We start from the raw sequence: 25524 nt of genomic DNA, 5'->3' as shown, positions 1-25524 counted from the left end.
GATTGTTACCGCGCTGCGCGCTCGCCAAGCTGGATGCTGGGGGAATGCATCATGAGCGGCAAGCGCGGCGCTGCCGACATGGCCGGCGTGTCGATCGTCGAGTCGGTCGATGCGAACGACTATGCCGGTCGCATGAACGGCTGGAACATGCGGATGGACCAGGTGTCGTCGGGAAGGTTTACCGGGCGCCTCGTGATGATCCGCCTCCGCGGTCTGGAGATCGTCCGGGAGACGACGACGCAGGCGCTGCTCAAGCAAGGCTCTGCCTGGCCGGATGCGCTGGTCTTCAGCCTGCCGCTCGAAATATCCAACCCCGGATATTACAATGGCCGTCCGCTGGAGTTTCCGCAGCTCCTGCTCAGCGATGGCGCCAACCTGCTGCCTTTGCTGACGTCGACGCGGGTCGACGTCGTGTCGGTTGCCGTCGCCCGCGATCGGCTGTTTTCATGCCTTGATGCGCTCGGCGAGACCCGTGCCGCCGACTTCATCGCGGGCCTTCGCGGGCAGCAGCATTTCTTCAGCGGACCCGTCCTGGCCGGTCTTCAGTATGGCCTTCGTCGGCTCTGTGACCAGGGTGAGCGGCTCGGACCGGCGCTCGCGTTCGAGCACGTGCGCCGTTCGCTTCAGGACACCGTCGTCGGTGCGCTGGCCGACGTGCTGTCGGAGAACGACTGGACCGACGTGCGCGGCTCCACCGCACAAAAGCAGACGGTCGACCGCATCCGCGAATATGTGTTCGAGCGGGTCGAGGATCCGCCACGCATCGCCGAGCTCTGCCGTCATGTCGGCGTCAGCCGCAGGACGCTGCAAGGATGCTTTCAGGACGCGCTCGGGCTGACGCCGTTGCAATATCTGCGCATGCTGCGGCTGAACGCGGTGCGCCGCGAACTGCGTGCGCTCGCCGCCACCGGCCAGCCGGTCTCGATCGGCGACGTCGCGGCGAGGTGGGGCTTCTGGCACTGGAGCCGCTTCACCGAAAATTATCGGCAACTGTTTGGCGAACTGCCCTCGCACACCGTGCAGCGTGTGGCATCCGCCTCACGCTAGGGATATTCACTGCACGGCGGTTGCTTCTGCCGATTCCGGATAACGCCGGTTGAAATCCCCTTTCTAGATTTCGCCCGCTCCGCGCGGAGCCTGCACGATCGATCCTCGATCGTAAATGCAGCGCAGCGCGGTCGGACAAGGGGGCTACATGACCACACATCGAAAGATTGCCGCTGCTGCGCTGATCGTGGCAAGTGCGGGGGCGACATCGGCCAATGCGTACGAGTTCGGTTCGCCCGGTTGGGCGCAGAAGCCGGGCATCACGCTCGGCGGAGGCACGGCCGGCACGCCGCCGCCCGGGCTTTACAGCTTCAATCAGGTCTTCACCTATCAGGCGAACATCGTCGGCCCGGGTGCGCCCAACGTCGGTGGTGCGTCGACGCCCGTCCACGCCGCCGTCGAAGCATCCGGTCTGTTGTGGGTGCCGGGCTGGACGTTCCTCGGCGCGACCTATAACGCGGTCATCGTGCAGCCCTGGATCATGGCCGATGTCGGCGGACCGATTAACGTGCAGCAGGCCGGCATGCACAACACCTTCATCGTGCCGGGGGAGCTGAGCTGGAAGCTCGGCGACAGCGGCTTCTTCGTCAAGACCGGCCTTGGCATGTACGTGCCGAACGGGTCGATCAGCGGTCCGTCCGGCTTGAACAATGTCGGCAATCCCTGGTGGACCTTCCAGCCCGAACTGGTCGTGTCCTACCTCAAGGATGGCTGGAATCTCACGGCCAATCTGTACCATGAGATGAATACCAAGAATTCGATCACCGGCTATCGCTCCGGCGACATCTTTCACGCCGAGTTCACCGCCGCCAAGACGATCGGAAACTGGACCTTCGGGCCGATTGCCTACTACGCAGGACAGGTGACCGGCGATACCTCGAGTGCGTTCTACAACGGCGCGATCAACGTCAACCGGTACAACATCTGGGCCGGCGGCGGTCTGGTCGGCTACAATTTCGGGCCGGCTGCGCTGACGGTCTGGGCCACGCACGAGTTCTCCTCGAACGCCTCCGGCGGCACCGCAGGGCCGCCCGGAGTAGATACCGCGTCGATCACCAAGGGCTACTCGGTGTTCGCCAATCTGAGCTTCCGGCTGTGGGCGCCGGACGAGCCGGCGACGCCGCCCAAGCGTCCGATGTTCACGAAGTAGCGCACGCGCCGGCGTACAGCACCAGACGGATTGAAGGGGAGCCGCGCCGATCGCGCGGCTCCCCGACGGCTGCCTGTTTCAGCCTGCTGAATCCGCCGGGCCGTAGCATCCACCGGATGGTGGATTGTTCCCGACGCTGACATGCCGAACCTTTGCCATCATGCCGGCGCCGTACGCGGTTCCGACCTGTGCACCGCACGGCGAAGGCTGATCGCTCCGGACTTTCCCAATCGAGAAGTTGATCCGTATGAACAGGACATTCGCCGACACGGTCTTCCGCAACGGCCGGATCTACACGTCGAACCGGGAGCTTCCGTGGGCGACATGCGCGGCGGTCAAGGCCGGCCGCTTCATCGCGGTGGGCGAGGAGCGCGACGTCGCATCGCTGATCGGCGAGGGGACCAAGACCGTCGATCTCGGCGGACGCATGGCGATGCCGGGGATCGTCGACATCCACAATCACATCATGATGGGTGGGCAGGCCGATCTCTACGAGCTGCGCTTCTCCAACGCCGACAGCGTGCCCAGGATTGCCGAGACCCTGCACAAGGCGGCGTCCGCAGCTGCGCCCGGCGCCTGGATCGTCGGCGGGCAGTTCGGCAACAATCTCCTGAACGAGATGAACACCACGGAGTCCTGCGCGCTGCTGGACGCGGCGTGCCTCGGGCATCCCGTCGTGCTGCGCGACGACACCTATCACAATCGCTGGGCGAGCTCGGCGGCGCTGCGGCTGGCCGGCGTGCAGGCCGATACCCCCGATCCGACCGACGGCGAGATCGGCCGCGACCTCAAGACCGGGACGCTGACCGGGATCATGATCGAGGCCGCCTCCGGCCTGGTCGAGCGGGCGCTCGCGGCCTCCGGTCACTACACGGCCGAGATGGATCGCGCGGCGGTGGCACGTTCGATCTCGGTGCTGAACGCCTATGGCGTCACCGCCTTCATCGACGCCGCCAGCATGCAGCCGATCATGGCGGCGCTGAAGGGACTCGACGATCGCGGCGAGCTGACCGCCTGGGCGGTCTGCGCGATGCCGGTGGTCGAGCCGGGCTTCATGTTCGGCAAGGCCGGCGAGGAGCTGTTCGCCCTGCGCGAACATTATCGTGGCGCGCATGTGAAGCCGGACTATGTGAAGGTGTTCCTCGACGGCGTGCCCGGCGCCAAGACTGCGGCGTTCCACGAGCCTTATCTGGCCGATCCCGTGCGCGGCTGCTGCTTCCGCGGATCGACCATGCTGACCGTGCCCGACCTGATCCGCTGGCTCGGGCGCTGCGAGAAGCTCGGTCTGGCCGCGAAGATCCATTGCGCTGGCGATGCCGCGGTGACGCAGGCGCTCGATGCGATCGATGTCGTGCGCAGCTTCAACGGGGCGACCCATCTGGTTCACCAGATCGCGCATGCGAGCTACATCGCGCCCGACGACATCAAGCGCTTCGCCGAGCTCGGGGTTGCGGCCGATTTGTCGCCGATCATCTGGTATCCGACCGTCTTCCTTGAAGCGCACAAGGCCGCGATGGGCGATGAGCGCGCGCAGCGCTTCTGGCCGAACAAGGACCTGAAGGCGGCCGGCACGCTGATGGCCGGCGGCTCGGACTGGCCGGTGATCCCGATCCCCGATCCCTGGCAGGGCATCGAAGGCATGGTGACCCGGCAAAATCCCACCGGGGATTTTCCCGGCAAGTCGCTGTGGGCCGAGCAGGCGCTCGATCTCGTCACCGTGATCGACATCTACACCATCGATGCCGCGCGCGCAGCCGGCCTCGGCCAATCGATCGGCTCGATCGAGGTCGGCAAGTCGGCCGACCTGATCGTACTCGACCAGATGATCTTCGACATCCCGCCGGACCAGCTGGCCGACACGCGGGTCGAGATGACCTTCTTTGAAGGCCGCAAGGTCTACCAGCGGGGCGCGTGATGGACACGGCGGATCAGATCCCGGTCACGGTGCTGACCGGCTTCCTCGGCAGCGGCAAGACCACGGTGCTGAACCATCTGCTGCGCCAGAGCGAGCTCAATGGCGTCGTCGCCATCATCAATGAGTTCGGCGAGGTGGCGCTCGATCATCTCCTGGTCGAGAGCAGCGAGGATCGTCTCGCGCTGCTCGACAATGGCTGCATCTGCTGCTCGGTGCGCGAGGATCTGATCGAGACGCTGGCCGATCTTGCCGCCCGCCGCGCCACCGGGACGATCCCGCCGTTCCACCGCGTGCTGGTCGAGACCACCGGCCTCGCCGATCCCGTTCCGGTGCTGCACACACTGATGACGGCGCCTGATATCGTCGGCCGCTACCGGATCGACGGCGTGGTTGCGACCGTCGATGCCGTCAACGGCGCGCACACCCTTGCAGCACATGACGAGGCCGTCAGGCAGATCGCGGTCGCCGACCGGCTGCTGGTGACCAAGACCGACCTGGCCAGCGACGATGTGCTGGCACGGCTCGACGCGCGGCTCGCGGCGATCAACCCGGTCGCGTCGCGCGCGCATGTGCGGAACGGGATGGTCGATCCGGCGAGGGTGCTCGATGCCGGGCTGTTCGATCCGGCGGCCCGCTCGGCCGACGTCGTGCGCTGGTTCGATCTGGCATCGCAGGCGGCCAATGCGCCGCATCATCACGCCGCTCACGATTGCGATGGCGCGGAGTGCGGTCATCACAGCCACCACGCGCATGACACGGAAGTATCGTCCTACAGCCTGATCATCGACGAGCCGATCCAGCGCGAGGCATTTGCGCGCTGGCTCGACTATGTCGCGGCGCTCAAAGGCGAGGATCTGCTGCGCTTCAAGGCGATCGTGCATGTCGCCGAACAGCCTGACGCGCCTGTCGTGATGCATGGCGTGCAGCACGTGTTCCATCCGCCGATCACGCTTGCCGGCTGGCCGTCGGCGGACCGGCGCTCGCGGCTGGTCTTCATCGTGCGCGGCATTCCGCGCCAGATCATCGAGAACACCTTGTACAAATTTGCTGCGGTCAGCCGGTCGGCGATCCAGCGATCCGCGGCGTAGGCGAGACCTGCTTCAAACAATTATGAGGGGAGAGGGACATGACTGAGAATTCAAAGACGACATCGTCCGGCCGGTTCGACCGGCGCACACTGCTGAAGGCGGCCGGTGCCACCGGTCTCGCATCGGCGATGAACGTGCCGCTGGTCAACGTCGCGCGGGCCGCCGGTAACACCATCAAGATCGGCTGGGTCGGATGCCTCTCCGGCGTCCGCGCCCAGTTCGCCGAGCCCGATCCCTGGATCCATGAGCGCATCAAGGCGCGGCTGAAGGACGGCCTGAAGATCGGCGGTAAGACCTATCAGGTCGAGCTGGTGTTCAAGGACAATCAATCCGACCCGAACCGCTCGTCGGTGATCGCGAGCGAGCTGGTGCTGCGCGAGAAATGCGACCTGATCCTGATCGAGGACGGCGACGCGCAGCCGCCGGTGCAGGAACTCGCCGACGCCCGCGGCATTCCCACCATCTCGACCCAGGTGCCGTGGCAGGGCTGGATGTTCCCGCGCAAGTCGACGCCGGACAAGGGCTTCCCCTACAGCTATCACTTCTTCTGGGGCGCCGATGACGTCGCCAGGAACTTCCTCGGCATGTGGCAGTCGGTCGAAACCAACAAGAAGGTCGGCACGCTCTATATCGACAACCCGCCGGGCCAGGCGTTCTCCGATCCGAAGCTCGGCCTGCCGGCGGGCATCTCGGGCGCTGGTTATCAGGAGTTCTCGGCCGGCAAATTCCAGATCGCGACCGACGATTTCACCAACCAGATCGCCTCGTTCAAAAACAACGGGGTCGACATCGTCTCCGGATTCACCTTCAGCAATCACTGGGTGACGCTGTGGAACCAAGCGGCGCAGGCCGGCTTCAAGCCGCAGATCTGCACGGTGGCGGCCGCCTTCCTGTTCCCGGCCGCGGTGAACGCGCTCGGCGACCGCGGCGACGGCATGTCGACCGAGGTGTGGTGGACGCCGGCCTATCCGTTCAAGTCCTCGCTGACCGGGCAGAGCGCCGCCGAGCTCGCCGCCGAGTGGGAGAAGACCACCGGCAAGCAGTGGACCCAACCGATCGGCTATGCCCATGCGCTGTGGGAGGTCGGGCTCGCGGCGCTGCAGAACAGCGATCCCAAGGACAAGAACTCGCTGCGCGATGCGATCGCCGGTCTCGACATGGAGACGGTCGTCGGCCGGGTCAAGTTCAAGGACAGCCCGATCAAGAACGTCGCGGTGACCTCGCTGTCGGGCGGGCAATGGCGCAAGACCAAGGGCGGCAAGTCGAAATACGAGCTGCTCATCGTGCACAATGGGACGGCGCCGTTCATCCCGAAGCAGGCCGATCTGCAGCTGCTCTCCAAGCTGGCCTGAGATGGCACCGCTTCTGCGCGTCAGCGGCCTCTCGAAGCGTTTCGGCGAGATCGTAGTCGCCGATAACGTCAGCTTCGAGCTGGCGCGCGGTGAATGCCTCGGCGTGATCGGCCCCAACGGCGCCGGCAAGAGCTCGCTGCTCAACCTGATCGTCGGCCTGCTTACGGCCGACGGCGGTTCGATCAGGCTCGACGACACGGAGATATCAGGCCTGCCGCCGCATCGCCGGGCGCGGATGGGGCTCGGACGGGCGTTCCAGATTCCGCAGCCATTTCCGCATCTATCCGTCTACGAGAACGCGCTGGTCGCCGCGTCTTACGGCGCGGGTCTCTATGGCGAGGCAGCGTCCGACTGGACCATGCAGGTGTTGCAGCGGACCGGGCTCGACGCCAAGGCGGACAAGCTCGCGGGCGCCTTGCCGCTGATCGATCGCAAGCGGCTGGAATTCGCCAAGGCGCTGGCCTCGAAGCCCAAGCTGATCCTGCTCGACGAGATCGCCGCCGGGCTGACCGAGCCCGAGGTCGAGCGCCTGGTTGCGATCATCAAGTCGGTGAAGGCAGATCACGCCATGATCTGGATCGAGCACATTCCGCACGCGCTGCGCGCGGTGTCGGATCGCATCCTGGTGCTCGATTTCGGCCGCAAGGTGCTGGAAGGACCGCCGGCCGAGGTGATGGACAGCGCCGTGGTACGCGAGATCTACATGGGATTGAAGGCCGATGGCGTTGCTTGATGTGAACGGCCTGCAGATCTTCTACGGCGATCTCCAGGCCGTGTTCGACATGAACTTCACCGTCGCCGACGGCGAGGCGGTGGCGCTGGTCGGCGCCAACGGTGCCGGCAAGTCAACGTTCCTGAAAGCGCTCGTCGGGCTCAACGAGGAGCGGCACGGGGCGGTGCATTTCGACGGTGTCGACATCTCGCAGATGCCGGCCGAAGAGGTGTCGCGGCTCGGGCTCATCATGGTGCCCGAGGGTCGGCTGCTGTTCGATTCGCTGACCATCGAGGAGAACCTGCTGATGGGCAGCGTCAACCGGCGCAAGGGCAGCTGGACGCTGCGGCGGGTGTTCGACTTGTTCCCGATCCTGGAAGAGCGGCGGCGGATGTTTCCGGGTCAGCTCTCCGGCGGCCAGCAGCAGATGGCGGCGATAGGCCGCGCGCTGATGTCGAACCCGCGGCTCCTCTTGTGCGACGAGATTTCGCTCGGACTCGCGCCTGTCGTGGTCGAGCAGATCTATCGCTCGTTCGCTGACATCCGCCGCGAGGGCACCGCTGTGGTGCTGGTCGAGCAGGACGTCAAGCGCGCGCTCGCGACCTCGGAGAGGATCTATTGCCTGTTGAAGGGGCGGGTGTCGCTGACCGGCCCGGCGCAAGGATTGCAGCCGGAGCAGCTAACGCACGCCTATTTCGGTAACTAGCCAGGATTGGCACGACATGATCTGGGTTGAGACATTGATCAACGGGGCCCTGCTGGGCGGGCTCTACGGCCTGCTCGGCATCGGGCTAGCTTTGGTGTTCGGCGTGATGCGCGTCGTCAACATCGCGCACGGCGAATTCATGGTGCTGAGCGCGTTCTGCGCCGTGCTGCTTTCCAACCTGTTCCCGCAGGTCTCGCCGCTGCTGATGCTGATCCCGGTAATCGCGCTGTCCTTTGCGGTCGGCTGGCTCTATCAGGCCGCTATCGTCAACCGGGTCGTGACATCGCCCGATCCGCTGTCGCCGCTGCTGCTGACCTTCGGCGTCTCGGTGATCCTGCGCAACGTCATGGTCGAGATCTTCGGTGCCGACGTGCGCAGCCTGCAGGTCGGCGAGCTGTCGCGCGCCAGCCTCGAGATCGCCGGCCTCAACATCGGCATCATGCCGCTGCTCACCCTGGTGCTGGCGGCGCTGTTGTTCATGGCGCTGCAGCTCGTGCTGCGCCACACCGAGTTCGGCCGGATCGTGCGTGCCACTGCCGACCGCCGCGACATCGTCCGGCTGTCAGGGGTCAAGCCGGATCGGGTCTATAATTACGTCATGGGCCTGTCGCTCGCGCTCGGCGCGATTGGTGGCGTACTGCTCGCGGTGCGGTCGAGCTTCACGCCTTTCTCGGGCGCCGAACGGCTGCTGATCGCCTTCGAGGTCGTGGTGCTGGGCGGGCTCGGCTCGTTCTGGGGCGCGCTGCTCGGCGGCATCGCGCTCGGCATGGCGCAGTTGATCGGCCTGAAGATCGATCCGAATGCGGGGCTGCTCTACGCGCATCTGTTGTTCTTCATCATGTTGTTGATCCGCCCGTCGGGTCTCGTGTCGAGCAGGGTGTGACGCCGATGCCGACACGGACAATTCTCATGGCTTGCGCCGCCGTCCTGATCGCGGTGATCGCCGGCGCGCCCTTCCTGCTGAACGAGGGCATCCTGCGGCTTGCGACCGAATGCCTGCTGCTGCTGACGATGGCGCAGATGTGGAATCTGCTGGCGGGCTATGCCGGGCTGGTCTCGCTCGGCCATCAGGTCTTCATCGCCTTCGGCGCCTATGCGCTGTTCCTGACCTCCGGCTGGCTCGAGGTCACCCCGATCTGGGTGCTGCCGGTGGCGCCGCTGGTGGCCGCGGCCGTTGCGGCGATCATCGCCTTTCCGCTGTTTCGTTTGCGCGACGCCTATTTCTCGATCGCGATGTGGGTGTTCGCCGAGATCATCGGCGCCTTCACGATGAAATCGCAAGCGGTCGGCGGTACTTCGGGCGTGCCGCTCGCCACCAGCAAGTTGATCGATTTCGACTGGTTCGAGCCGACCATGTTCTGGCTCGCCGGCGGCCTGACGCTGATCACCATCGCGGCCCTGTACAAGATGATGACCTCGAGCTTCGGGCTCGGGCTGATGAGCGTGCGCGACAATGATCTCGCCGCGATGAGCGTCGGGGTCGACGTCCGGCATAATCGCTTCATCGCCTTTGTCCTGTCGGCGGCGGGATGCGGGCTTGCCGGTGCGTTGAGCTTCATGGGCAATCTGTTCATCGCGCCGCTGGCGGCCTTCGACGTCAACTGGTCCGTCTACATGATGTTCATCGTGATCATCGGCGGTATCGGAACGCTGGAGGGCCCGATCCTCGGCGTCATCATATTCTTCGGCCTGCGTGAGCTGATGACCGGGCCGCTCGGCCTGTCCGGAGGCTGGTACCTGGTCGGGCTCGGCATCATTGCGGTCGTCGTGATGATCGTGGCGCCGCGCGGCATCTGGCCTGTCTTGCGCGATCGTCTCGGCGTGCGGCTGCTCGACGTGCACCGTGCCGCGCCTCGGCCGGCTGCGGCCACGATGCTGCCGGGCGCGTCGGAACGGGTTACCGGGTGAGGCAGGCCTTCACGCCGTCACCATTGCTTGTATTCTGAGCGTTCTGGCTTTGAGTGGAGGGCGTGATGGCTCTGATTTTCCGGCATTGTGGATTGGTATTGGCCAGCCTGATTGCGGCAACGCTGGCGCCGCCGCCGCCGGCGCAGGCCGAGCGCAGGATGTGGCCGCAAGCGGCCGCGATGCACCCGATGGACGGGCTGACGACGGACGAGATCCGCTCGGTCTCCGAAGTCCTCCGCGGCGCCGGCAAGTTCGAGGATGCGACGCGGGTCGTCTCCATGACGGTCGACGAGGATCCCAAGGACGAGGTGCGGGCGTGGAAGCCCGGACAGCCGTTCACGCGGCGCGCGAGCGTGACGCTGCTGAGCGGCGGACATCTCTATGAGGCGCATATCGATCTTGCCGCGCGCAGCCTGCGCGGCTGGGACGAGATCCGGGATCATGAGGCCGCGCTGACTATCGATGAGCTGATGTCGGCCGGCGATCTGCCGAAGCAGGATCCGCGCTGGATCGCCGCGATGGCCAAGCGCGGCATCACCGATTTCCACAACGTGCTCTGCCTGCCGCTCACGGTAGGGCCAGTGAGCGACCCGGCCCTGAAGGGCCGCCGCCTGCTCAACGTGCCCTGCGTCGACACGACCGGCGCCGCCAACAACCTCTGGGGCAAGCCGATCGAGAACCTGGTCGCCCAGGTCGATCTCAAGAGCAAGACGGTGCTGTCGGTGACCGATCTCGGCGTGGTGCCGCCGCCGCCGCAGACGCCGTCGCATGCCTATGCCGACTCCGGAAAATACCGCAAGCCGCCGAAGCCGATCGAGATCATCGCGCCTGAGGGCAGCAATGTGAAGGTGGAGGGTGGCCAGGTCCGCTGGGACAACTGGTCGTTCCATGTCCGTCTCGAGCCGCGCGTCGGCGCGGTGCTGTCGCTGATCCGCTACGACGACCACGGCACGCTCCGCGACATCGCCTATCAGATCTCGGCGAGCGAGATGTTCGTGCCCTATATGGATCCGGCGCCGACCTGGTCGTTCCGCGCGTACATGGACATCGGCGAATACGGTTTCGGCGTGCTCTCCAGCGAATTGCAGCGCGGCATCGATTGCCCCGAAGGCGCGCATTATCTGGATCTGACGATCTCGGACACCAAGGGCATGCCTGTCGTCTCCAAGGGCGCGGTCTGCATCTTCGAGCGCCCGACCGGCGATCCGATCTGGCGCCACAGCGAACTGCTCAACAACACCGCCGAGGTGCGGCCGAACAATGAGCTGGTGGTGCGGATGGCACCGGTGGTCGGCAACTACGACTATCTGGTCGACTACGTGTTCGACCGCGCCGGCAATATCGACGTGCGGCTCGGCGCCTACGGTATCGATGCAACCAAGGGCGTGGCGAGCAAGACGCTGAGCGACCCGACGGCGAAGCAGGATACGGCCTACGGGACGCTGGTCGACGAGCGGTTGCTGGCCGTCAATCACGATCACTACATGACGTTCCGGATCGACATGGACGTCGACGGCACCTCTAACCGGTTGGTCGAGGACCGCTTCAGCGTCCGCCGGCTGGATGAAGGCCAGCGCAAGAGTCTCTGGCAGGTCGACACCAGACCGGTCGCGACCGAAGGGCCGATCACGACACCGTTGAGCGCGGCGCAGTTCAGGATCGAAAGCACGGGCAAGACCAACAAACAGGGATACCGCACCAGCTATCAGCTGCTGCCGGGCCACTCCGACGTCTCATTGCTCGCCAAGGACGATCCGATCCAGCTGCGCGCCGGCTTCAGCGCCTACACGCTGTGGACCTCGGCCTACGCCAAGGACGAGAGATACGCTGCGGGTATGTATCCGAATGAAAATGCCGAGGTCGATGGCCTGCCGAAATGGACCGCCGCGAAGCGGCCGATCGAGGATCGCGATCTCGTGCTGTGGTACACGGTCGGCTTCCGCCACGTGCCGCGCGCCGAGGATTGGCCGGTCATGCCTGGCCTGTGGCATGGCTTCCGGTTGCGCCCATTCAACTTCTTCGACCGTAATCCCGCGCTTGACGTGCCGCCGATGGTGAATGCCAGGGACACCAAATGAGAGACCGCGTGCATCGCACGGGAGCGGTCGTCGGCGCGCTGTTGGCGTTGTTTGCAACAGGGCCAGCTGCGCGCGCGGCGGCGACGGAAAGCGGCGCTGACGATGCGTCCTTGCTCTATCTGAGCAGCGGCGACTGGCAGCGCCAATCCGCGCCGCGCAAAGTCGCGCTGGCGGCCGATTTCATGCGGATCTTCTGCACCGATCAGAGAATGTCGGCATCATCGCTGGCCGATTGCCTCGACCACGACAAGGCCGATGGCGCGCTGTTCGAGCGCGCCATGGCCTGTGTGAGTGCGCTGTCAGCCGGCCGCTGAGAGGCCGGCGTCGATCCCATCGGCGATCGCCTGCACGTCCAATGCGGTGAGGATCAGGGGCGGGGACAGGATGAGGTTATTGCCGGAGACGCGCAGCATCACGCCGGCCTCGTAGGCGCTGTCCGCCACCTTCGCCATCGTCTTCTTGTCTGCGGGCTTCTTGCTGTCGCGATCGGCGACCAGTTCGAGCGCGGCCATCAGGCCCTTGCCTCTGACGTCGCCGACCAGCGGATGTTTCGCCTTGAGCGCCGCCAGCGACTGCGCAAGGTCCTTGCCGCGCGCGGTGGCATTCTCGTCGAGTTTGAGGCGGCGGGTCTCGGCCAGCGCCGCAAGGCCCGCGGCGCAGCCGACCGGATGGCCCGAATAGGTGTAGCCATGGCCGATCGAGCCGAAATTGGTGGTGTCAGTCTCGAAGGCTTCCGCGACGTGTTCACCGATCAAGGTCGCACCGAGCGGGAAATAGCCCGAGGTGATCGCCTTGGCCATCGTCATCATGTCAGGCTTCACGCCCCAGAGACGTGAGCCCGACCACGCGCCGGTGCGTCCGAACCCGGTGACAACCTCGTCCGCGATCATCAGGATGCCGTGCCGGTCACAGATCTCGCGCATTAGCTTCATGAAGCTGTCCGGCGGCACGATCACGCCGCCGGCCCCGAGCACCGGCTCCATGATGAAGGCCGCGATGGTATCGGCGCCCTGGAACGCGATCTCCTCCTCCATCGCCGCCGCGCAGAGCTGCGCGAGTCTGGCGGGATCGGTCTCGTTGAAGGGATTGCGATAGGTCGACGGCGCCGGGATATGGAATACGCCGGGCAGCATCGGCTCATAGTTGCGGCGGAAATTGGCATTGCCGTTGACCGACGCACCGCCGAAATGGGTGCCGTGATAGCCCTTCTTCAGCGCCAGGAACTTGGTGCGGTCGGCCTGGCCCTTGATCTTCCAGTATTGCCGCGCAAGCCGCAGCGCGGTCTCGACAGAGTCCGATCCGCCTGATGTGAAGAAGGCCCGAACCATGCCTTCCGGCTTGAACCATTCGGTGAGCTCGTAGGCGAGCTCGATCGAGGGGCCGCTCGAGGTGCCGCGGAAGCCGGAATAATACGGCAGCGCGTTGAGCTGGTCTGAGATCGCCTGCTTGATCGGGTCGCAGCTATAGCCGAGATTGACGTTCCACAGGCCGCCGACCGCATCGATCACGCTCTTGCCGTCGATGTCGGTGACGTGGACGCCTTCGCCCTTCATCACGATCCGCGGCGGCTGCGCCCGCATCTCGGCGGGATGGGCCATCGGGTGCCAGATCGGCTTGGCGTTGTTCTCAACCAGGAAGTTTCTGTCACGCATGATCGCTCTCTGTCGTTAACGCGCTTTCTTCATGCGAACCGGTACCAATTTCGCTCGAAAACGCTTCAGTCGAATTGCAGCCCGAAATGCCGCAGCGCTTCGCTGTAGGACGCGACTGGATTGCGCACGTCAAACAGCACCGTGCGCATGTTGCACGCGGCGGCGCCGGTGATGTTGCGGCGCTGGTCGTCGACGAAGACGCAATCTTCTGCCTCCAGCGCCAATTCGTCCAGCACGCTTTGATAGGCGCGCTGGTCGGGTTTCAGGATTCCGGTATGGGTCGCGTCGACGATGGTATCGAAGCGCTTGAGGATGGAAAGCCGGGCGCGAAACTCCGCGCCGTAGAACAGGTCGAGCTCGTTCGAGAGGATGGCGAGCCGGAACCCGGCGTCGGCGGCCAGCGTGATCGCGCGCGTTGCCTCGGGACGGATCACGGTGTCGGGATCGGCGCCGCGCGCACGCTTCACGAAGGTTTCCATATCGCGCCAGTCCTCGCCGACCATGCTCCCGACCTCGCGGCTGCGGGTCAGCCAGTAGTCGCGCTCGGAAATCTCGCCGCGCTGCATCGCAGCCCAGAGCGGATCGCTGTCGGGAGCGAATGGTCCGAGCCATTTCAGCGTGCACGGTGCGAGCCCGAGCGCAAGCTCGGTCAAATCATGGGTCTCGAACAAGGTCTTCGAGATGACGCCGCCGAAGTCGAGCACCAGCGCCTTTGCGAGCGGCTTCGTCATGCGGCAACCGTCGCGCGGCCGGGGCGGACGATGCCGGCAGCGACCCAACGATCGAAGATGCCGAGCACCGTTGCATTGAACGCCGCGCTGTTGATGTGGTCCTTGATCTCGTGCAGCTCGACCGGCGGCCGGATCGCCGACCGCATCGCGTCGACGAAGGCGGCAAGGGCGTCGGGATCGTGCAGGGCTTCGCCTTCGCGGTCCCATTGCTGGATGCCGCCGGCCGGCAGCACAAAGGCGACCGGCGCGCTGGCGCCGGCCAGCTTCTCCGCAATCGCGTGGGCGATCCGGCGGCGATCGGCGGCTCCCGATGTCGCCGACGCGAGCAAGCGGTTGTGTGCGTGGAACGGCCGATCCGACAGCTCGTTCGGAACCCCAAGCCATGCCGGGAAGTCGACCATGTCGACCGCCCCGGGAGCGACGATCTGCGGAATGCCGGCTCGGCCTGCATTCTCCAGCCGGTCGGCGCCCGAATTGACCACCGAGCCGGTGAGCTGATTGGCGACCTCCTGCAGGCTGAGGTCCAATACCGCGGCAAAGCCGCCCTGGGCGGCGATCGACTCCATCGCGCGGCCGCCCATGCCGGTGGTGTGGAAGACCACCACCTCGTAGCCGCGCTGCTCGAGCTGCGGCTTGAGCTCCACCATGTAGCGCAGGCAGCTCTTGCCAAGCGATGTGATCGCAACGACCGGCCGGTCCCGGCTCGGCTTGACGGCGCTCTTTGCGGCGCCGACGATCGCGCCGCAAGCTTGCGACAGCACGGCGGTGCAGGTGCCGTTGAGGCCATAGAGGCCGCCGGCCCACAGGATCATCATCAGATCGGCGGCGACGCGCTCGGGCGGGATCAGATGCGAGAATGCGACGGTCGAGACGATCAGCTTCGGCAGGCCGAGCGGCAGCGCCTGTGCGACGTCGAGCGCAAGGTCGGTTCCCATCGTGCCGCCGATCGCGATCACGCCGTCGATGGCATCGCGCGCCGCGAGCTCGCGTGCGAGATTCGCCGCGCCGATTGCCATCAGCGACATCGCGGAATTTTCGTCGCCGCTGGATGCGATCGCCGCGATCGTGGTCTTTGCGGCCGCCGCCACCGCGTGCTTGTCATGCGCGGGCTGGTACGGCGGATCGCCGAGCACGCTGATGTCCATCATGATCGCGCTGCCGCCGGCGCGCGCGATGCACTCGCTCATGAACAGCAGTTCGTCGGCCTTGGTGTCTCCAGTGCCGATCAGAAGAATGCGGGGCTGCGTGATCTCGGGCATGACCTTCGGCTCGCCGGCGGCGTGAGGGATGTGGACGAGTTGGTTTGCACCCAGCGGGCAGGGCGTTCGGCCATCGTGCGATCACGCTATGAGGCCGCTGGCCACGGCGACATCCACCTATCGGTTGATTGCTGCCAAGGCCTTGATTTGGCGAGGATTGCACCATGCCAGCGGTCTCCGGTCGGGAGCTGCTTTCGTCACCGTCACAATGATCCCGCATGCAGCAAGCCCAGATCGATCTGTTACGCTCGGCCGCAATTCCGGCCCAGCAGCTCTTCATCGGCGGCCGGCCGGCGCAGGCGGCTGGCGAGGCACGGCTCGACGTGGTGTCGCCGATCGACGGCATGGTGCTGACGACCATTGCAGACGGCGATGCGGCCGATATCGACCTCGCGGTGAAGCGAGCGCGGCAGGCGTTCGAGCGGGGAAGCTGGTCGCGCGCGGCACCGGCGCAGCGCAAGAAAGTGCTGCTGCGGTTCGCCGAGCTGATCGAACAGCACGCGCTCGAGATTGCGGTGCTCGGCGTGCGCGACAACGGCACCGAGATCGGCATGGCCTACAAGGCCGAGCCGCTGTCGGCGGCTGGAACCATTCGTTACTACGCCGAGGCGATCGACAAGGTCTATGGCGAGATCGCGCCGACCTCAGGTGACGTACTCGGGCTCGTGCATCGCGATCCGCTTGGCGTCGTCGGCGTGATCGTGCCATGGAATTTCCCGCTGATGATCGGGGCGTGGAAGATCGGTCCGGCACTCGCCGCTGGAAATTCGGTGATTGTCAAGCCGCCGGAGCTGGCATCGCTGACGCTGCTGCGGCTTGCCGAGCTTGCGACCGAGGCGGGCCTGCCCGACGGCGTGCTCAACATCGTCACCGGCCGCGGTGCATCGGCCGGCGAGGCGCTCGCGCTGCATATGGATGTCGATGTGCTGGCCTTCACCGGCTCGGGCCCGGTTGGCCGGCGGCTGCTGGAATGTTCGGCGCGGTCGAACCTGAAGCGGGTTCACCTTGAGCTTGGCGGCAAGTCGCCCAACATCGTGTTTGCCGATGTGCCCGACATCAAGCAGGCGGCCAAGGTCTCCGCGAACGGCATTTTTCGGAACTCGGGCCAGGTCTGTGTCGCCGGCTCGCGGCTGCTGGTGCAGTCCGCGATCTATGATCGGCTCATGGATGCGTTGCTCGATGCGACCGCAAAGCTCAGGGTCGGCGATCCCCTCGATCTGGCGTCGGATATCGGCGCCATTTCAAGCAAGGCTCAGTTGCGAAAGAACCTCGATGCGGTTGCCCGCGCAGAAGCGCAGGGTGCGAAGCGGCTGGTCGGTGGCGAGCAGATCCGCGTCGAGAGCGGCGGCAACTTCATGGCGCCCGCGATCCTCACTGAGGTGACACCGTCGATGGAGGTCTGGCGCGAGGAGGTGTTCGGCCCGGTGCTGGCGGTCACGCAGTTCGGCGGTGAGGAAGAGGCTACAGCGCTCGCCAACGCGACACCCTATGGACTTGCGTCGGCGGTGTGGACCGGAAGCCTGTCAACGGCGCATCGCATGGTGCGCTCCATCAAGGCCGGCGTCGTGCACGTCAACGCCTATGGCGGCGCCGATATCACGGTGCCGCTCGGCGGCTTCAAGCAATCCGGCTTCGGACGCGACAAGTCGCTCCATGCGCTGGACGCCTATACCGACCTCAAGACCGCCTGGATCGCGCTATGACATCAGCAACTACTGAGCGCGCGGGCGTTCTGAACCGCTTGCTCGACGCCGAGCAGGAACGCTTCCGGGCACTGCATCCGCGATCGGCGGCGGCCTGGCAGGAGGGCCGGCAGCATTACCTTTATGGCGGCCCGTCGCACTGGATGCGGCGTTGGGCCGGCGGTTTTCCGATCTATGCCGACGAGGCGCACGGCGCGCATATCAGGGACATCGACGGCCGCGACTACATCGATTTCTGCCTCGGCGACACCGGCGGCATGTGCGGCCACGCGCCCGAGGCCGTGACGGAAGCCGCGCTGCATCAGCTCAAGCGTGGCGCGACCATGATGCTGCCGACCGAGGACAGTATCTGGGTCGGCGCCGAGCTGTCGCGCCGCTTCGGTCCGAAATACTGGACCCTGACGACGTCGGCAACCGATGCCAATCGCGCCGCGATCCGCATCTCGCGCATGATCACCGGCCGGCGCAAGGTGCTGGTGTTCTCCGGCTGCTACCACGGCGGAGTCGAGGAGGCGCATGTCGAGATCCGCGACGGCCGGGTCGGCCTGCGCAACATGATCCATCCCAACGGCATCGATCATGACGCCGTGAGCCGGGTCGTCGAGTTCAACGATGTCGCCGCGCTCGAGGCGGCGCTGGCTCAGGGCGACGTCGCCTGCGTGCTGACCGAGCCGCTGATGACGAATTTCGGCATGATCCCCGTCGACCCTGGTTTTCACGAGGCGTTGCGCGACCTGACCCGCCGCGCCGGCACCGTGCTCATCATCGACGAGACGCATACGCTGTCCTGCGGACCGGGCGGCTATACCGAGAGCCACGGGCTCGAGCCCGACATCTTCGTCGCCGGCAAGGCGATTGCAGGTGGCATTCCCGCCGGTGTGTTCGGCCTCAATCAGGAGATTGCCGAGCGGCTCTGGAAAATCGTGCCGCATGTCAATCCGCGCGAGCGGCAGTCCGCGCATCTTGGTTTCGGCGGCACGCTCGCCGGCAACGCGCTGACGGTCGCGACCATGCGTGCGGTGCTGGAGAAGGTCCTGACCTCCGCGAATTACGAGCGGATGATCGGGACCGCGACCCGGCTCGCGCAGGAGGCGCGCCGGCTGATTGCGGCGGCCGGATCACCCTGGCATGTCACGCAGATCGGCGCGCGTGCCGAGATCATGTTCATGCCACGGCCGCCTCGCAGCGGCGCCGACGTCATTGCGGGCCGGCAACCCGATCTCGAGACCTTGCTGCATGCGTTCTACATGAACGAGGGCATTCTGGTGACGCCGTTCCACACCATGCTGCTGATGTGTCCGGCAACATCCGGGCAGGACGTCGACAAGCATACGGCGGTGTTCGCGGAGTTCATCGATTTGCTGGGCGGCGCGGGAGCCATCTGATGCAGGCGATTCCGTTCAAGGTTGACGGCCGGGTCGCCATCGTCACGGGCGGGGGCAGGGGGATCGGCGCCGCCATCGTGACACGGCTCGCGCAGGCCGGCGCGTCCGTGGTGATCGCCAACCGGACCCTCGATGTGGCCGAGGCGCTGGCGCGCGAGCTGGCGGCTGATGGCCGGACCGCGCATTGCGTTCCGTTCGACAAGTTGGACCGTAGCAGCCTGCGTGCGATGGTTGACGATGTCGCCGCTCGATACGGCCGGCTCGATATCATCGTGCACAACGCCGGCGGTTGCCCGTGGGCCTCGCTTGACGAGCTCGATGAAGCAAAGCTCGACGAGACGCTGGCGCTGAATCTCAGCGCCAGCATCTGGCTCGCGCAGGCCGCAATCCCGCATATGCGCGCCGTCAGCTTCGGACGCATTCTGGTGACATCCTCGGTCTCGGCGCGGGTCGCGATGGGCGGCGGCGCGCACTACTCGGCGGCGAAGGCCGGCGTGAACGCATTCATCCGCGGCGCTGCATTCGAACTGGCGCGCGACGGCATCACCGTCAACGGCGTCGAAGCCGGCTTCATCGAGAAGCCGGGCCGCGGCACCATGAGCGCGCCGGAGAACAAGGCGAAGCTCGAGCGCTTCATCCCGATGGGGCACATGGGGAGCGCCGACGACATCGCGTGCGCGATGCTCTATCTCGCCTCCACCGAGGCCGGATATGTCACCGGGCAGACCATCGTCGTCGACGGCGGTTCGACCTTGCCGGAGACCGGATTTGCCGTCGAACGGCAGTGGGGAGCCTAGATGAGCATGATCTTTTCGGAAAACCGGCTTCCACTTCTCCGGATCACGCTCTGATGCCGCGGCTGGACGGAAAGACGGCGCTGGTGACGGGCGCGGCCACGGGAATCGGCCGGGCCACGGCGGCGCTGCTGGCGCTGAGCGGCGCGCGCGTCGTGCTGTTCGGGCTCGGTGAGGCCGAGTTGCAAGCAGCCGCGGCGGAGTGCGGCGCGCAGGCGGTCCATGGCGACGTCACGCGGCCGGACGACATTGCCAACGCCGTCGCCGCCTGCGGCGCGTGGCTTGATATCGTCGTCAACGCCGCCGGCCTGATCGTGCCGGATCAGCCTGCCAGCGTCTCCGACGAGGTCTGGGCCAGAACGCTCGACGTCAACCTCACGGGGACCATGCGGGTCTGCCGGGCATCGCTGCCGCTGCTCCGGCAGCGCGGCGGAGCGATCGTGAACATCTCCTCGGTTGCCGCGTTCAACGCCAGCCCGGACAGCGCAAGCTACGCCGCGAGCAAGGCGGCCGTCGTCGCCTATACCCGGTCGCTGGCCTATGCCCACGGCGCCGAGGGGATTCGCGCCAATGCGGTGGCGCCCGGCTGGGTGCGGACGCCGATGAGCGCCTATGAAATGCAGCTGCTCGCGGACCAGAACGGCACCGCGCCCGACGCCGAGTTTCGTAGCGTCGAACGGCGGATCGCGCTGGGCCGGATGGCCGAGCCCGCCGAGATCGCGGCGTGCTGCCTGTTCCTGGCCTCGGACGAGGCGTCCTTCGTGACCGGAGCGGTGCTGGTCGCCGATGGCGGCGGCCGCTCGCCGACACAGAATCGCGCCGTGTAGACGGCCGGTCGACGTCGCGGCGCAGGCGGCCTGCACCTTGATAAGGACCGGCGGATTTGGCACTCTCGCGTCGTCACGTCATTCGATCGAGGGGCGTTATGAACAAGTCATTTTCTGTGATCATTGCCGCGGCCGCTTCAATGGTCGTTCTGTCATCGACGGCGGCGCGATGCGGCGACTATCCGTTTGGCGATCCGCCGTACCGGCTGGACTACGTGCAGGAGCCTCAGATCGAGCAGGGCTGCTGGAAATGGAATTGGCAGCTGTATCAGTGGCAGGACCACTGTCCGGTCTACGTCTATCCGAAGGCGTATATGTTCTCGCGCTCATCGCGCGCTGTGCTCCGCACCAAGGGCTGAGGAGCGGCCGGCTTTACGACGTGCTTCGTGTCACCCCAGCCGGGGGGGGGGGGCGCAGAGCGCGCAGTAGGACCGGGCTGAACGCTGTCGTTTGACCGTCTTGTTTGGGCACGAGCCCCGCGCAAGCGCGGAGCGCTTGTCGCGAGGGAAGGCTGCTTCGTGGTTTTCCGGATCAGGCTTTGATCAGTGCGCGATGGCGCAGGCCACCTGGTGGTGCTTGCCGAAGTTGAGCAACGCGTTCTCCCGGAAGCCGTCCAGCCATACGCCGTGACCAGCATAGCGATAACCGACTCCCATCGGCACCAGCCGCACATGCACGCCGCCATGGCCGGTCAGCAGCGAGGCCGTGACGACTTCGCCCTCGACCGACACGGCGCGCGGGCAGAGCGGATATTGATGGCCGTTCTCGCAGGTGAAGACGATCTCGGAGCAGGTGCCTACCGGTGCCTTGGTAACCAGGCCGAGGTCCGCGGCCGCCGCCGGCCGGGAAGCGGCTGATAGCGTTGCGCCCAAGGCCAACATGCCCGCCACCATGTAGCAAATCCGAATACGCATCAGTGCCCCCTCGTCCAGCGATAGGCTAAGTAATTGAGCAAAAATATCTCGCGCTAAATGAGCAAAAAAAACCTCCAAGGTCAAACCGCTCCGCCTGGTGCAGCGCGGCGGATCGTAGCAATCACTTGAGGATTCGGCGTTAGGTGTTGCAAGTTTGCTGCAGTGGAACGGAATTAAGCCGGAGGCTGTCCGGCTGCGACAACGTGCCTTTACTGGCCACAATTGGCCTGCAAGTGGTGAGGGGTAGTTGAGTCGTTTCGCAGGGACTGCTTCAAGCGCCTGACCAGATCGCATCGCGAACGGGTTTTTGGGGCGAATATCGGGGGTGGGAATGAACTTCCGTGGTGCCATTGCAGGTTCGCTGCTCGCCTTGATGATCGTTCCTGCGGCACATGCGCAGACGCCATCTCCTCAACCGAACGGCCGGGCAGCAGCGGCTCAGCCCGCTCAAGCCGATCAATCGTTCTCCGGCCCGAGCTTTCGCAAGGGCTTGTGGCGCTTCATTCGGACGCTCGACGTCGTCAAGAGCGCAAACAAGAATTTCAAGTACCGGGTGGTCAACGCGGAAACGACGCGCTGCGTCGACCCGACTTTCGCCATGAAGGCGACCTTCTCGCCAGACCCGGTCGGAAGCTGCGTCTCGGACAAGCCTGAAAAGGTCGGGAATCAGTACACCTTCGGGCATCGGTGCGATTACATGGGCGCGGTCAGCACCGTGATCACCGTGCGCAGCGACGAAGCGTATACCGAGCTCAACGAGGTCAGCACCGGTGAGCATCCGAGGACCGATACGGTGGTCGCGACGAGGATCGGCGACTGCGACGATGGCGGCGTTGCCAACACCGAAAAATCCGCTGCGGCGCGTTTGCAGTAATAGCCCTTGATCAGCCGAGGCAGCTTGCCAGCATCAGGCTCTTCGAAGGCTGGAGCTTGGGCCTGGTTCGCGACGGGCTCCGGAGGGCGGACCGTATTTTTCCGGAGCGGGTTTTCCGCAGCCGGCCTTGATCGTGCTTCGCGCCGGGTGGAGTCTTGACGGCGGAGAACTCCAGCCAAAAGGGCGAGTGTTTACTCGACTTTAACGTGAAGTGTTCTGGAATGAAGTGAGGTGAGGCGTGCTTCAAGTGAAGTCACGCGATGCGCATCGTGCAGCCGACAAGGATTCAACGAATGACTTCGCGTGGGGGCTTCGGGCAGTCGAAGGTCTTCGCATGCACGCTTGGCGTCGTGGCCACCGTTGCTTTGTCTTTGCTCGCATCCCACGGCGCGGCGGCTGAGGAGAGCTTCAGCGGGCCGACATTCCGAAGGGGGATGTGGCGATTCACGCGGACGCTGGAATTGGTCTCGCCCTCGAACGTCCGGCAAAAGCTGCTCGAGCGCGAGATGACACGGTGTGTCGACCCGACCCAGGCAATGAAGGCGACGTTCGCATCCCCGTCGATCGGAAATTGTCATTCGTCAAGGCCGGAGAAGATCAGCAACAGGTACGTCTTCTCCAACCGCTGCGACTATATGGGGCCGGTCAGCACCGTCATCACGGTGCTGAGCGACGAGGCCTATACCGAGGTCAACGAGGTGCACGGCCAGGCGCCGCGGATGGACCGGGTGGTCGCCCGCCGGATCAGCGATTGCCAGGAGGACCGGGCACAGCTTGGCCGGCCGGCAGCCGGACCGAGCGAGATTGCGCCCGACGTCGAGCAGGAAACGGCCGACGGCGAGCCGCTCTGAGGCGGTCCCCGGGCCCGCAACGCCTGGATGCCGATGCGCACCCCTGCAGGGACGCGCATTGAAGATCGCCGGCGGCGCGATCAGATCTTTTGCTGGTTGCCCGGCCCGCTCACCTTGACGGTGATTTTCTGAATTTCGGTGCGGCCGCCTTGATACTTGACCTCGAGGGTCAAGGCGTCGTCACCGAGGAATTCGGGCGGCGCCTTGTAGAAGGCGACATAGGCGGGCACTTCGAGCGCCAGGCAGGCCTTGTAATTGGTGGCCTTGGCCTTCGCTGACTTCACCACGACCTTCCCGGCGGTGGGTGGGCTGACCAGCCGGATGGTTGGCAGCGGTCCCGACGTGCAGTCAGGCAGCACGTTGAGGTAGAGGCCGATCTGGGTGTCCCGGTTGGCCAGGGCCTGAACCTGGCGCTCGACCGTGGTCTCGCGCGGGACGGGTGGTTGCGGGGCTTGCGCGGCCACCGCGCCGAAGGAGTCCCAAATCAAGACGGCGGCACAAGCCAGAAGAAGAATCACCCGCATCGAGCGCTCCAATAGCCGGCGAGAACGAACGGGGCCGGACAAATACTGCCTTTCGACCAACTCAAACGGGCTAAGCCGTTGTTCTTGCAGCGCCGACCTGTCCGATCTTTACCACACTTCGACGGAAAGCATTGATTAACCAAATACATTCCTTGACCGGGGGGAGGGTTAACAATAGCCTAAAACTAAATTTTTCTACAATTTTTCCTCTAAACGCATTTATGCGGAGTTGATAATGCAGGGAACGTTTCAGGTCGCTCAGGCTACCGGCACCGGCAATTCCAACAATTCGGCTCCCGTACGAGTTTACAAGCTGACGAAGCCACTGACGGATCAGGCCGTCATCGTCAATCTTGGATACGACCAGAAGGCGAAGGTCGACTTCTCGTCGATCGCCAATGAAAAGATCACGCTGGTTCATATCGGCGAAAAGCTGATCATCCTGTTCGACAACCAGTCGACCGTCACGGTTGAGCCGTTCTTCGACTCCCGCGCGGACGGGCAGAACAACGTCACCATCGAGATGGCGCCCGGTCGCGACGTCTCGGTGCAGGAGTTTGCAAGCCTGTTTCCGATCAGCACTGATTCCTCCGTGTTGCCGGCGGCCGACAATGGCGGCAACTCGAACGGCAACGCGCAGGCGAGCGGTGCGAATTTCAGCCCGTTCGCGGTTGATCCGCTGGGCCCCGTGGGCACCAATACGTTGGCTGGAAACGAAGAGCTGCCGGGCTTCACGATCACGCTGCCGACCGGCTTTGTGCTCACCGGGACCGCTCCGCCTCCGACCATTTCCGGCGGTCTTGTGCCGCAACTGATCGTCGACGAGAGCTTCCTGACTGCTGCGACCAACCACGGCGTCGCCGGCTCGGGACAGGGGCCGGCAGGGGTAACGGTTGCGACTGTGCAGGTGTCGTTCAACGTCGTCGTGCCGGGCGGCCAGCAATCGCTGACCTATGCGTTGTCCATCAGTTCGCCGCACGCCGACTCCGGTCTGATCGATTCCGGGACCGGTCAGCACGTGCTGCTGACGGTCAACGCGGCCGGCGTGGTGGAAGGACGCACGGCCATCGGTGGCGATCTCGTCTTCACCGTTGCGGTTGATACCACGGGCCATGTGACGCTGACGGATCTGCGCGCAGTTCATGAGTTGACGCCTGGTGACTTCAATGAAGGCATTTCGCTGGCGTCCGGCCTGGTCACGCTGACCGCGACGGTGACGGACAATTTCGGCCAGTCCGCAACCGCGACCACCGATGTCGGTTCGCATCTGACGATCCTTGATGATGGTCCGCTTGCGATCAATGCGAGTCTGGTTGGGGCGGTCGACGAAGATTCCCTTCCCGGTGCGTTGGCGCCGGGTGAGGTGGCGGCTGCGCCGGCGACGGCGAACGGCAACGTCTCGGCGTTGTTCGTATCGGGGGCGGATGCCCCATTGAGCTTCTCCTTCACCTCGAGCCTAGCCAGTCTCACGGCGGAGAATCTGTCGTCCGGCGGTGTTGCGCTGAGCTATGCGGTGAGCGGCGTCGGCAGTGGCACGGAGACGCTGACGGCGAAGGCAGGCGGCACCACGGTGTTCACGCTGACGCTGAACGAGACCACCGGCGCCTACACCTTCACGCTCGATGCGCATCTCGACCATCCCGCCGGCGGTGGCGAGAATAATCTTGTGATCGGGCTTGGCTCGGTGATCCAGGCGACGGATGCCGATGGCGACAGCGTCGTGGCGACCGGTTCGCTGGCGATCACCGTGATCGACGACATCCCGGTTGCGACCGCGACGGTGCTGACCGGCACCGTGGACGAAGACTCGCTGCCTGGCGCGCTGGCGCCGGGTGAGGTTGCGGCTGCGCCGGCTTCGGCGCATGGCAACGTGTCGGCGCTGTTCTTTGCCGGTGCGGACACCCCGCTGCACTACTCCTTCTCCTCGGGCACCAGCAGCCTGACGGCGCAGGGCCTGACCTCGGGCGGCGTGGCGCTGACCTATGCGGTGACGATCGCAGGCGGCGTCGAGACGCTGACCGCGACCGCGGGCGGCACCACGGTGTTCACGCTGA

24 protein-coding genes are annotated in these 25524 nt (G+C 65.3%); 19 read left to right on the top strand and 5 right to left on the bottom strand.

Annotation, left to right across the window (positions count from 1 at the left end; genetic code table 11):
• The first annotated feature begins 51 nt into the window (after positions 1 to 51).
• The 11 genes from CO675_RS35215 to CO675_RS35165 all read left to right on the top strand — a co-directional run bounded on the left by CO675_RS35215 (position 52) and on the right by CO675_RS35165 (position 12270).
• Positions 52 to 1047 (top strand): helix-turn-helix domain-containing protein, encoded by a 996-nt coding sequence (locus tag CO675_RS35215; RefSeq protein ID WP_158231353.1) that lies wholly within the window; start codon positions 52 to 54, stop codon positions 1045 to 1047.
• 148 nt (positions 1048 to 1195) lie between these two features.
• The gene (locus CO675_RS35210; RefSeq protein WP_158231352.1) at positions 1196 to 2197 is read left to right on the top strand and encodes a SphA family protein; all 1002 of its coding nucleotides are present in this window, start codon (positions 1196 to 1198) and stop codon (positions 2195 to 2197) included.
• Positions 2198 to 2444: 247 nt separating this feature from the next.
• Positions 2445 to 4112, top strand: coding sequence for an amidohydrolase (locus tag CO675_RS35205; RefSeq protein WP_097676480.1), 1668 nt, complete (start codon positions 2445 to 2447; stop codon positions 4110 to 4112).
• Positions 4112 to 5200 carry a CobW family GTP-binding protein gene (locus CO675_RS35200; RefSeq protein WP_097676479.1) on the top strand — a complete coding sequence of 363 codons (1089 nt, stop codon included), beginning with the start codon at positions 4112 to 4114 and terminating at the stop codon, positions 5198 to 5200. The genes CO675_RS35205 and CO675_RS35200 overlap by 1 nt, the downstream gene beginning before the upstream one ends.
• Positions 5201 to 5238: 38 nt before the next feature.
• On the top strand, positions 5239 to 6552 hold the full coding sequence (locus tag CO675_RS35195) for an ABC transporter substrate-binding protein (protein WP_245453046.1): 1314 nt from the start codon (positions 5239 to 5241) through the stop codon (positions 6550 to 6552).
• Position 6553: 1 nt separating this feature from the next.
• Positions 6554 to 7285, top strand: a complete 732-nt coding sequence (locus tag CO675_RS35190) for an ABC transporter ATP-binding protein (RefSeq protein WP_097676478.1) — start codon at positions 6554 to 6556, stop codon at positions 7283 to 7285.
• The gene (locus tag CO675_RS35185; RefSeq protein WP_097676477.1) at positions 7272 to 7970 is read left to right on the top strand and encodes an ABC transporter ATP-binding protein; all 699 of its coding nucleotides are present in this window, start codon (positions 7272 to 7274) and stop codon (positions 7968 to 7970) included. The genes CO675_RS35190 and CO675_RS35185 overlap by 14 nt, the downstream gene beginning before the upstream one ends.
• A gap of 16 nt (positions 7971 to 7986) precedes the next feature.
• Positions 7987 to 8853, top strand: coding sequence for a branched-chain amino acid ABC transporter permease (locus tag CO675_RS35180; RefSeq protein ID WP_097676476.1), 867 nt, complete (start codon positions 7987 to 7989; stop codon positions 8851 to 8853).
• Positions 8854 to 8879: 26 nt separating this feature from the next.
• Entirely contained in the window at positions 8880 to 9878 is a 999-nt protein-coding gene (locus tag CO675_RS35175) for a branched-chain amino acid ABC transporter permease (RefSeq protein ID WP_245453045.1), read from the top strand.
• A 65-nt stretch (positions 9879 to 9943) separates the two neighbouring features.
• Entirely contained in the window at positions 9944 to 11956 is a 2013-nt protein-coding gene (locus CO675_RS35170) for a copper amine oxidase (protein WP_143279199.1), read from the top strand.
• Between the two features lie 8 nt (positions 11957 to 11964).
• Positions 11965 to 12270 carry a hypothetical protein gene (locus CO675_RS35165; RefSeq protein WP_143279198.1) on the top strand — a complete coding sequence of 102 codons (306 nt, stop codon included), beginning with the start codon at positions 11965 to 11967 and terminating at the stop codon, positions 12268 to 12270.
• Here the strand turns inward: CO675_RS35165 and CO675_RS35160 are convergent.
• The 3 genes from CO675_RS35160 to CO675_RS35150 all read right to left on the bottom strand — a co-directional run bounded on the left by CO675_RS35160 (position 12256) and on the right by CO675_RS35150 (position 15598).
• The gene (locus tag CO675_RS35160) at positions 12256 to 13608 is read right to left on the bottom strand and encodes an aminotransferase class III-fold pyridoxal phosphate-dependent enzyme (protein ID WP_097676472.1); all 1353 of its coding nucleotides are present in this window, start codon (positions 13606 to 13608) and stop codon (positions 12256 to 12258) included. The two genes, CO675_RS35165 and CO675_RS35160, sit on opposite strands and share 15 nt — an antisense overlap.
• Positions 13609 to 13673: 65 nt before the next feature.
• Positions 13674 to 14339: an HAD family hydrolase gene (locus tag CO675_RS35155; RefSeq protein ID WP_097676471.1), complete on the bottom strand. Its 666-nt coding sequence runs from the start codon at positions 14337 to 14339 to the stop codon at positions 13674 to 13676.
• Positions 14336 to 15598 (bottom strand): Tm-1-like ATP-binding domain-containing protein, encoded by a 1263-nt coding sequence (locus CO675_RS35150; RefSeq protein WP_097676470.1) that lies wholly within the window; start codon positions 15596 to 15598, stop codon positions 14336 to 14338. The genes CO675_RS35155 and CO675_RS35150 overlap by 4 nt, the downstream gene beginning before the upstream one ends.
• Positions 15599 to 15816: 218 nt before the next feature.
• Between CO675_RS35150 and CO675_RS35145 the strand changes: the two genes are divergently transcribed.
• From CO675_RS35145 to CO675_RS35125, 5 genes are all read left to right on the top strand, one after another.
• Positions 15817 to 17301, top strand: coding sequence for an aldehyde dehydrogenase (locus tag CO675_RS35145; RefSeq protein ID WP_097676469.1), 1485 nt, complete (start codon positions 15817 to 15819; stop codon positions 17299 to 17301).
• Positions 17298 to 18686 (top strand): transaminase, encoded by a 1389-nt coding sequence (locus CO675_RS35140; RefSeq protein ID WP_097676468.1) that lies wholly within the window; start codon positions 17298 to 17300, stop codon positions 18684 to 18686. The genes CO675_RS35145 and CO675_RS35140 overlap by 4 nt, the downstream gene beginning before the upstream one ends.
• Positions 18686 to 19483: an SDR family oxidoreductase gene (locus CO675_RS35135; protein WP_097676467.1), complete on the top strand. Its 798-nt coding sequence runs from the start codon at positions 18686 to 18688 to the stop codon at positions 19481 to 19483. Before CO675_RS35140 ends, CO675_RS35135 begins: the two co-directional genes overlap by 1 nt.
• A gap of 53 nt (positions 19484 to 19536) precedes the next feature.
• Positions 19537 to 20307 (top strand): SDR family NAD(P)-dependent oxidoreductase, encoded by a 771-nt coding sequence (locus CO675_RS35130; RefSeq protein ID WP_097676466.1) that lies wholly within the window; start codon positions 19537 to 19539, stop codon positions 20305 to 20307.
• Between the two features lie 98 nt (positions 20308 to 20405).
• Complete coding sequence (locus tag CO675_RS35125) at positions 20406 to 20666, top strand: hypothetical protein (protein ID WP_097676465.1); 261 nt, start codon at positions 20406 to 20408, stop codon at positions 20664 to 20666.
• Between the two features lie 183 nt (positions 20667 to 20849).
• On the opposite strand, the gene CO675_RS35120 is transcribed toward CO675_RS35125, so the two are convergent.
• Positions 20850 to 21221: a hypothetical protein gene (locus CO675_RS35120; RefSeq protein WP_097676464.1), complete on the bottom strand. Its 372-nt coding sequence runs from the start codon at positions 21219 to 21221 to the stop codon at positions 20850 to 20852.
• Between the two features lie 331 nt (positions 21222 to 21552).
• On the opposite strand from CO675_RS35120, the gene CO675_RS35115 reads away from it, so the two are divergent.
• Both CO675_RS35115 and CO675_RS35110 read left to right on the top strand, forming a co-directional pair.
• Positions 21553 to 22095, top strand: a complete 543-nt coding sequence (locus CO675_RS35115; protein ID WP_097676463.1) for a hypothetical protein — start codon at positions 21553 to 21555, stop codon at positions 22093 to 22095.
• A gap of 260 nt (positions 22096 to 22355) precedes the next feature.
• Complete coding sequence (locus tag CO675_RS35110) at positions 22356 to 22946, top strand: DUF3617 domain-containing protein (RefSeq protein ID WP_245453044.1); 591 nt, start codon at positions 22356 to 22358, stop codon at positions 22944 to 22946.
• 80 nt (positions 22947 to 23026) lie between these two features.
• On the opposite strand, the gene CO675_RS41700 is transcribed toward CO675_RS35110, so the two are convergent.
• A complete protein-coding gene (locus tag CO675_RS41700) occupies positions 23027 to 23470 on the bottom strand; it encodes a hypothetical protein (RefSeq protein WP_224924351.1) in 444 nt (147 codons plus the stop codon).
• A 235-nt stretch (positions 23471 to 23705) separates the two neighbouring features.
• Here CO675_RS41700 and CO675_RS35100 point away from each other — a divergent pair.
• Positions 23706 to 25524: T1SS-143 repeat domain-containing protein (locus tag CO675_RS35100; RefSeq protein ID WP_198964859.1), on the top strand; the 1819-nt coding region annotated here is incomplete at its 3' end.

The sequence above is a fragment of the Bradyrhizobium sp. C9 genome, from assembly GCF_002532045.1.
Classification (GTDB): domain Bacteria; phylum Pseudomonadota; class Alphaproteobacteria; order Rhizobiales; family Xanthobacteraceae; genus Bradyrhizobium.
This window is presented reverse-complemented; position numbering and strand designations above follow the sequence as displayed.

Coding starts and splice junctions, on each gene's coding strand:
- CO675_RS35215 (WP_158231353.1), top strand. CDS start 52: ATGAGCGGCAAGCGCGGCGCTGCCGACATGGCCGGCGTGTCGATCGTC.
- CO675_RS35210 (WP_158231352.1), top strand. CDS start 1,196: ATGACCACACATCGAAAGATTGCCGCTGCTGCGCTGATCGTGGCAAGT.
- CO675_RS35205 (WP_097676480.1), top strand. CDS start 2,445: ATGAACAGGACATTCGCCGACACGGTCTTCCGCAACGGCCGGATCTAC.
- CO675_RS35200 (WP_097676479.1), top strand. CDS start 4,112: ATGGACACGGCGGATCAGATCCCGGTCACGGTGCTGACCGGCTTCCTC.
- CO675_RS35195 (WP_245453046.1), top strand. CDS start 5,239: ATGACTGAGAATTCAAAGACGACATCGTCCGGCCGGTTCGACCGGCGC.
- CO675_RS35190 (WP_097676478.1), top strand. CDS start 6,554: ATGGCACCGCTTCTGCGCGTCAGCGGCCTCTCGAAGCGTTTCGGCGAG.
- CO675_RS35185 (WP_097676477.1), top strand. CDS start 7,272: ATGGCGTTGCTTGATGTGAACGGCCTGCAGATCTTCTACGGCGATCTC.
- CO675_RS35180 (WP_097676476.1), top strand. CDS start 7,987: ATGATCTGGGTTGAGACATTGATCAACGGGGCCCTGCTGGGCGGGCTC.
- CO675_RS35175 (WP_245453045.1), top strand. CDS start 8,880: ATGGCTTGCGCCGCCGTCCTGATCGCGGTGATCGCCGGCGCGCCCTTC.
- CO675_RS35170 (WP_143279199.1), top strand. CDS start 9,944: ATGGCTCTGATTTTCCGGCATTGTGGATTGGTATTGGCCAGCCTGATT.
- CO675_RS35160 (WP_097676472.1), bottom strand. CDS start 13,608: ATGCGTGACAGAAACTTCCTGGTTGAGAACAACGCCAAGCCGATCTGG.
- CO675_RS35155 (WP_097676471.1), bottom strand. CDS start 14,339: ATGACGAAGCCGCTCGCAAAGGCGCTGGTGCTCGACTTCGGCGGCGTC.
- CO675_RS35150 (WP_097676470.1), bottom strand. CDS start 15,598: ATGCCCGAGATCACGCAGCCCCGCATTCTTCTGATCGGCACTGGAGAC.
- CO675_RS35145 (WP_097676469.1), top strand. CDS start 15,817: ATGCAGCAAGCCCAGATCGATCTGTTACGCTCGGCCGCAATTCCGGCC.
- CO675_RS35140 (WP_097676468.1), top strand. CDS start 17,298: ATGACATCAGCAACTACTGAGCGCGCGGGCGTTCTGAACCGCTTGCTC.
- CO675_RS35135 (WP_097676467.1), top strand. CDS start 18,686: ATGCAGGCGATTCCGTTCAAGGTTGACGGCCGGGTCGCCATCGTCACG.
- CO675_RS35130 (WP_097676466.1), top strand. CDS start 19,537: ATGCCGCGGCTGGACGGAAAGACGGCGCTGGTGACGGGCGCGGCCACG.
- CO675_RS35125 (WP_097676465.1), top strand. CDS start 20,406: ATGAACAAGTCATTTTCTGTGATCATTGCCGCGGCCGCTTCAATGGTC.
- CO675_RS35120 (WP_097676464.1), bottom strand. CDS start 21,221: ATGCGTATTCGGATTTGCTACATGGTGGCGGGCATGTTGGCCTTGGGC.
- CO675_RS35115 (WP_097676463.1), top strand. CDS start 21,553: ATGAACTTCCGTGGTGCCATTGCAGGTTCGCTGCTCGCCTTGATGATC.
- CO675_RS35110 (WP_245453044.1), top strand. CDS start 22,356: ATGCGCATCGTGCAGCCGACAAGGATTCAACGAATGACTTCGCGTGGG.
- CO675_RS41700 (WP_224924351.1), bottom strand. CDS start 23,470: ATGCGGGTGATTCTTCTTCTGGCTTGTGCCGCCGTCTTGATTTGGGAC.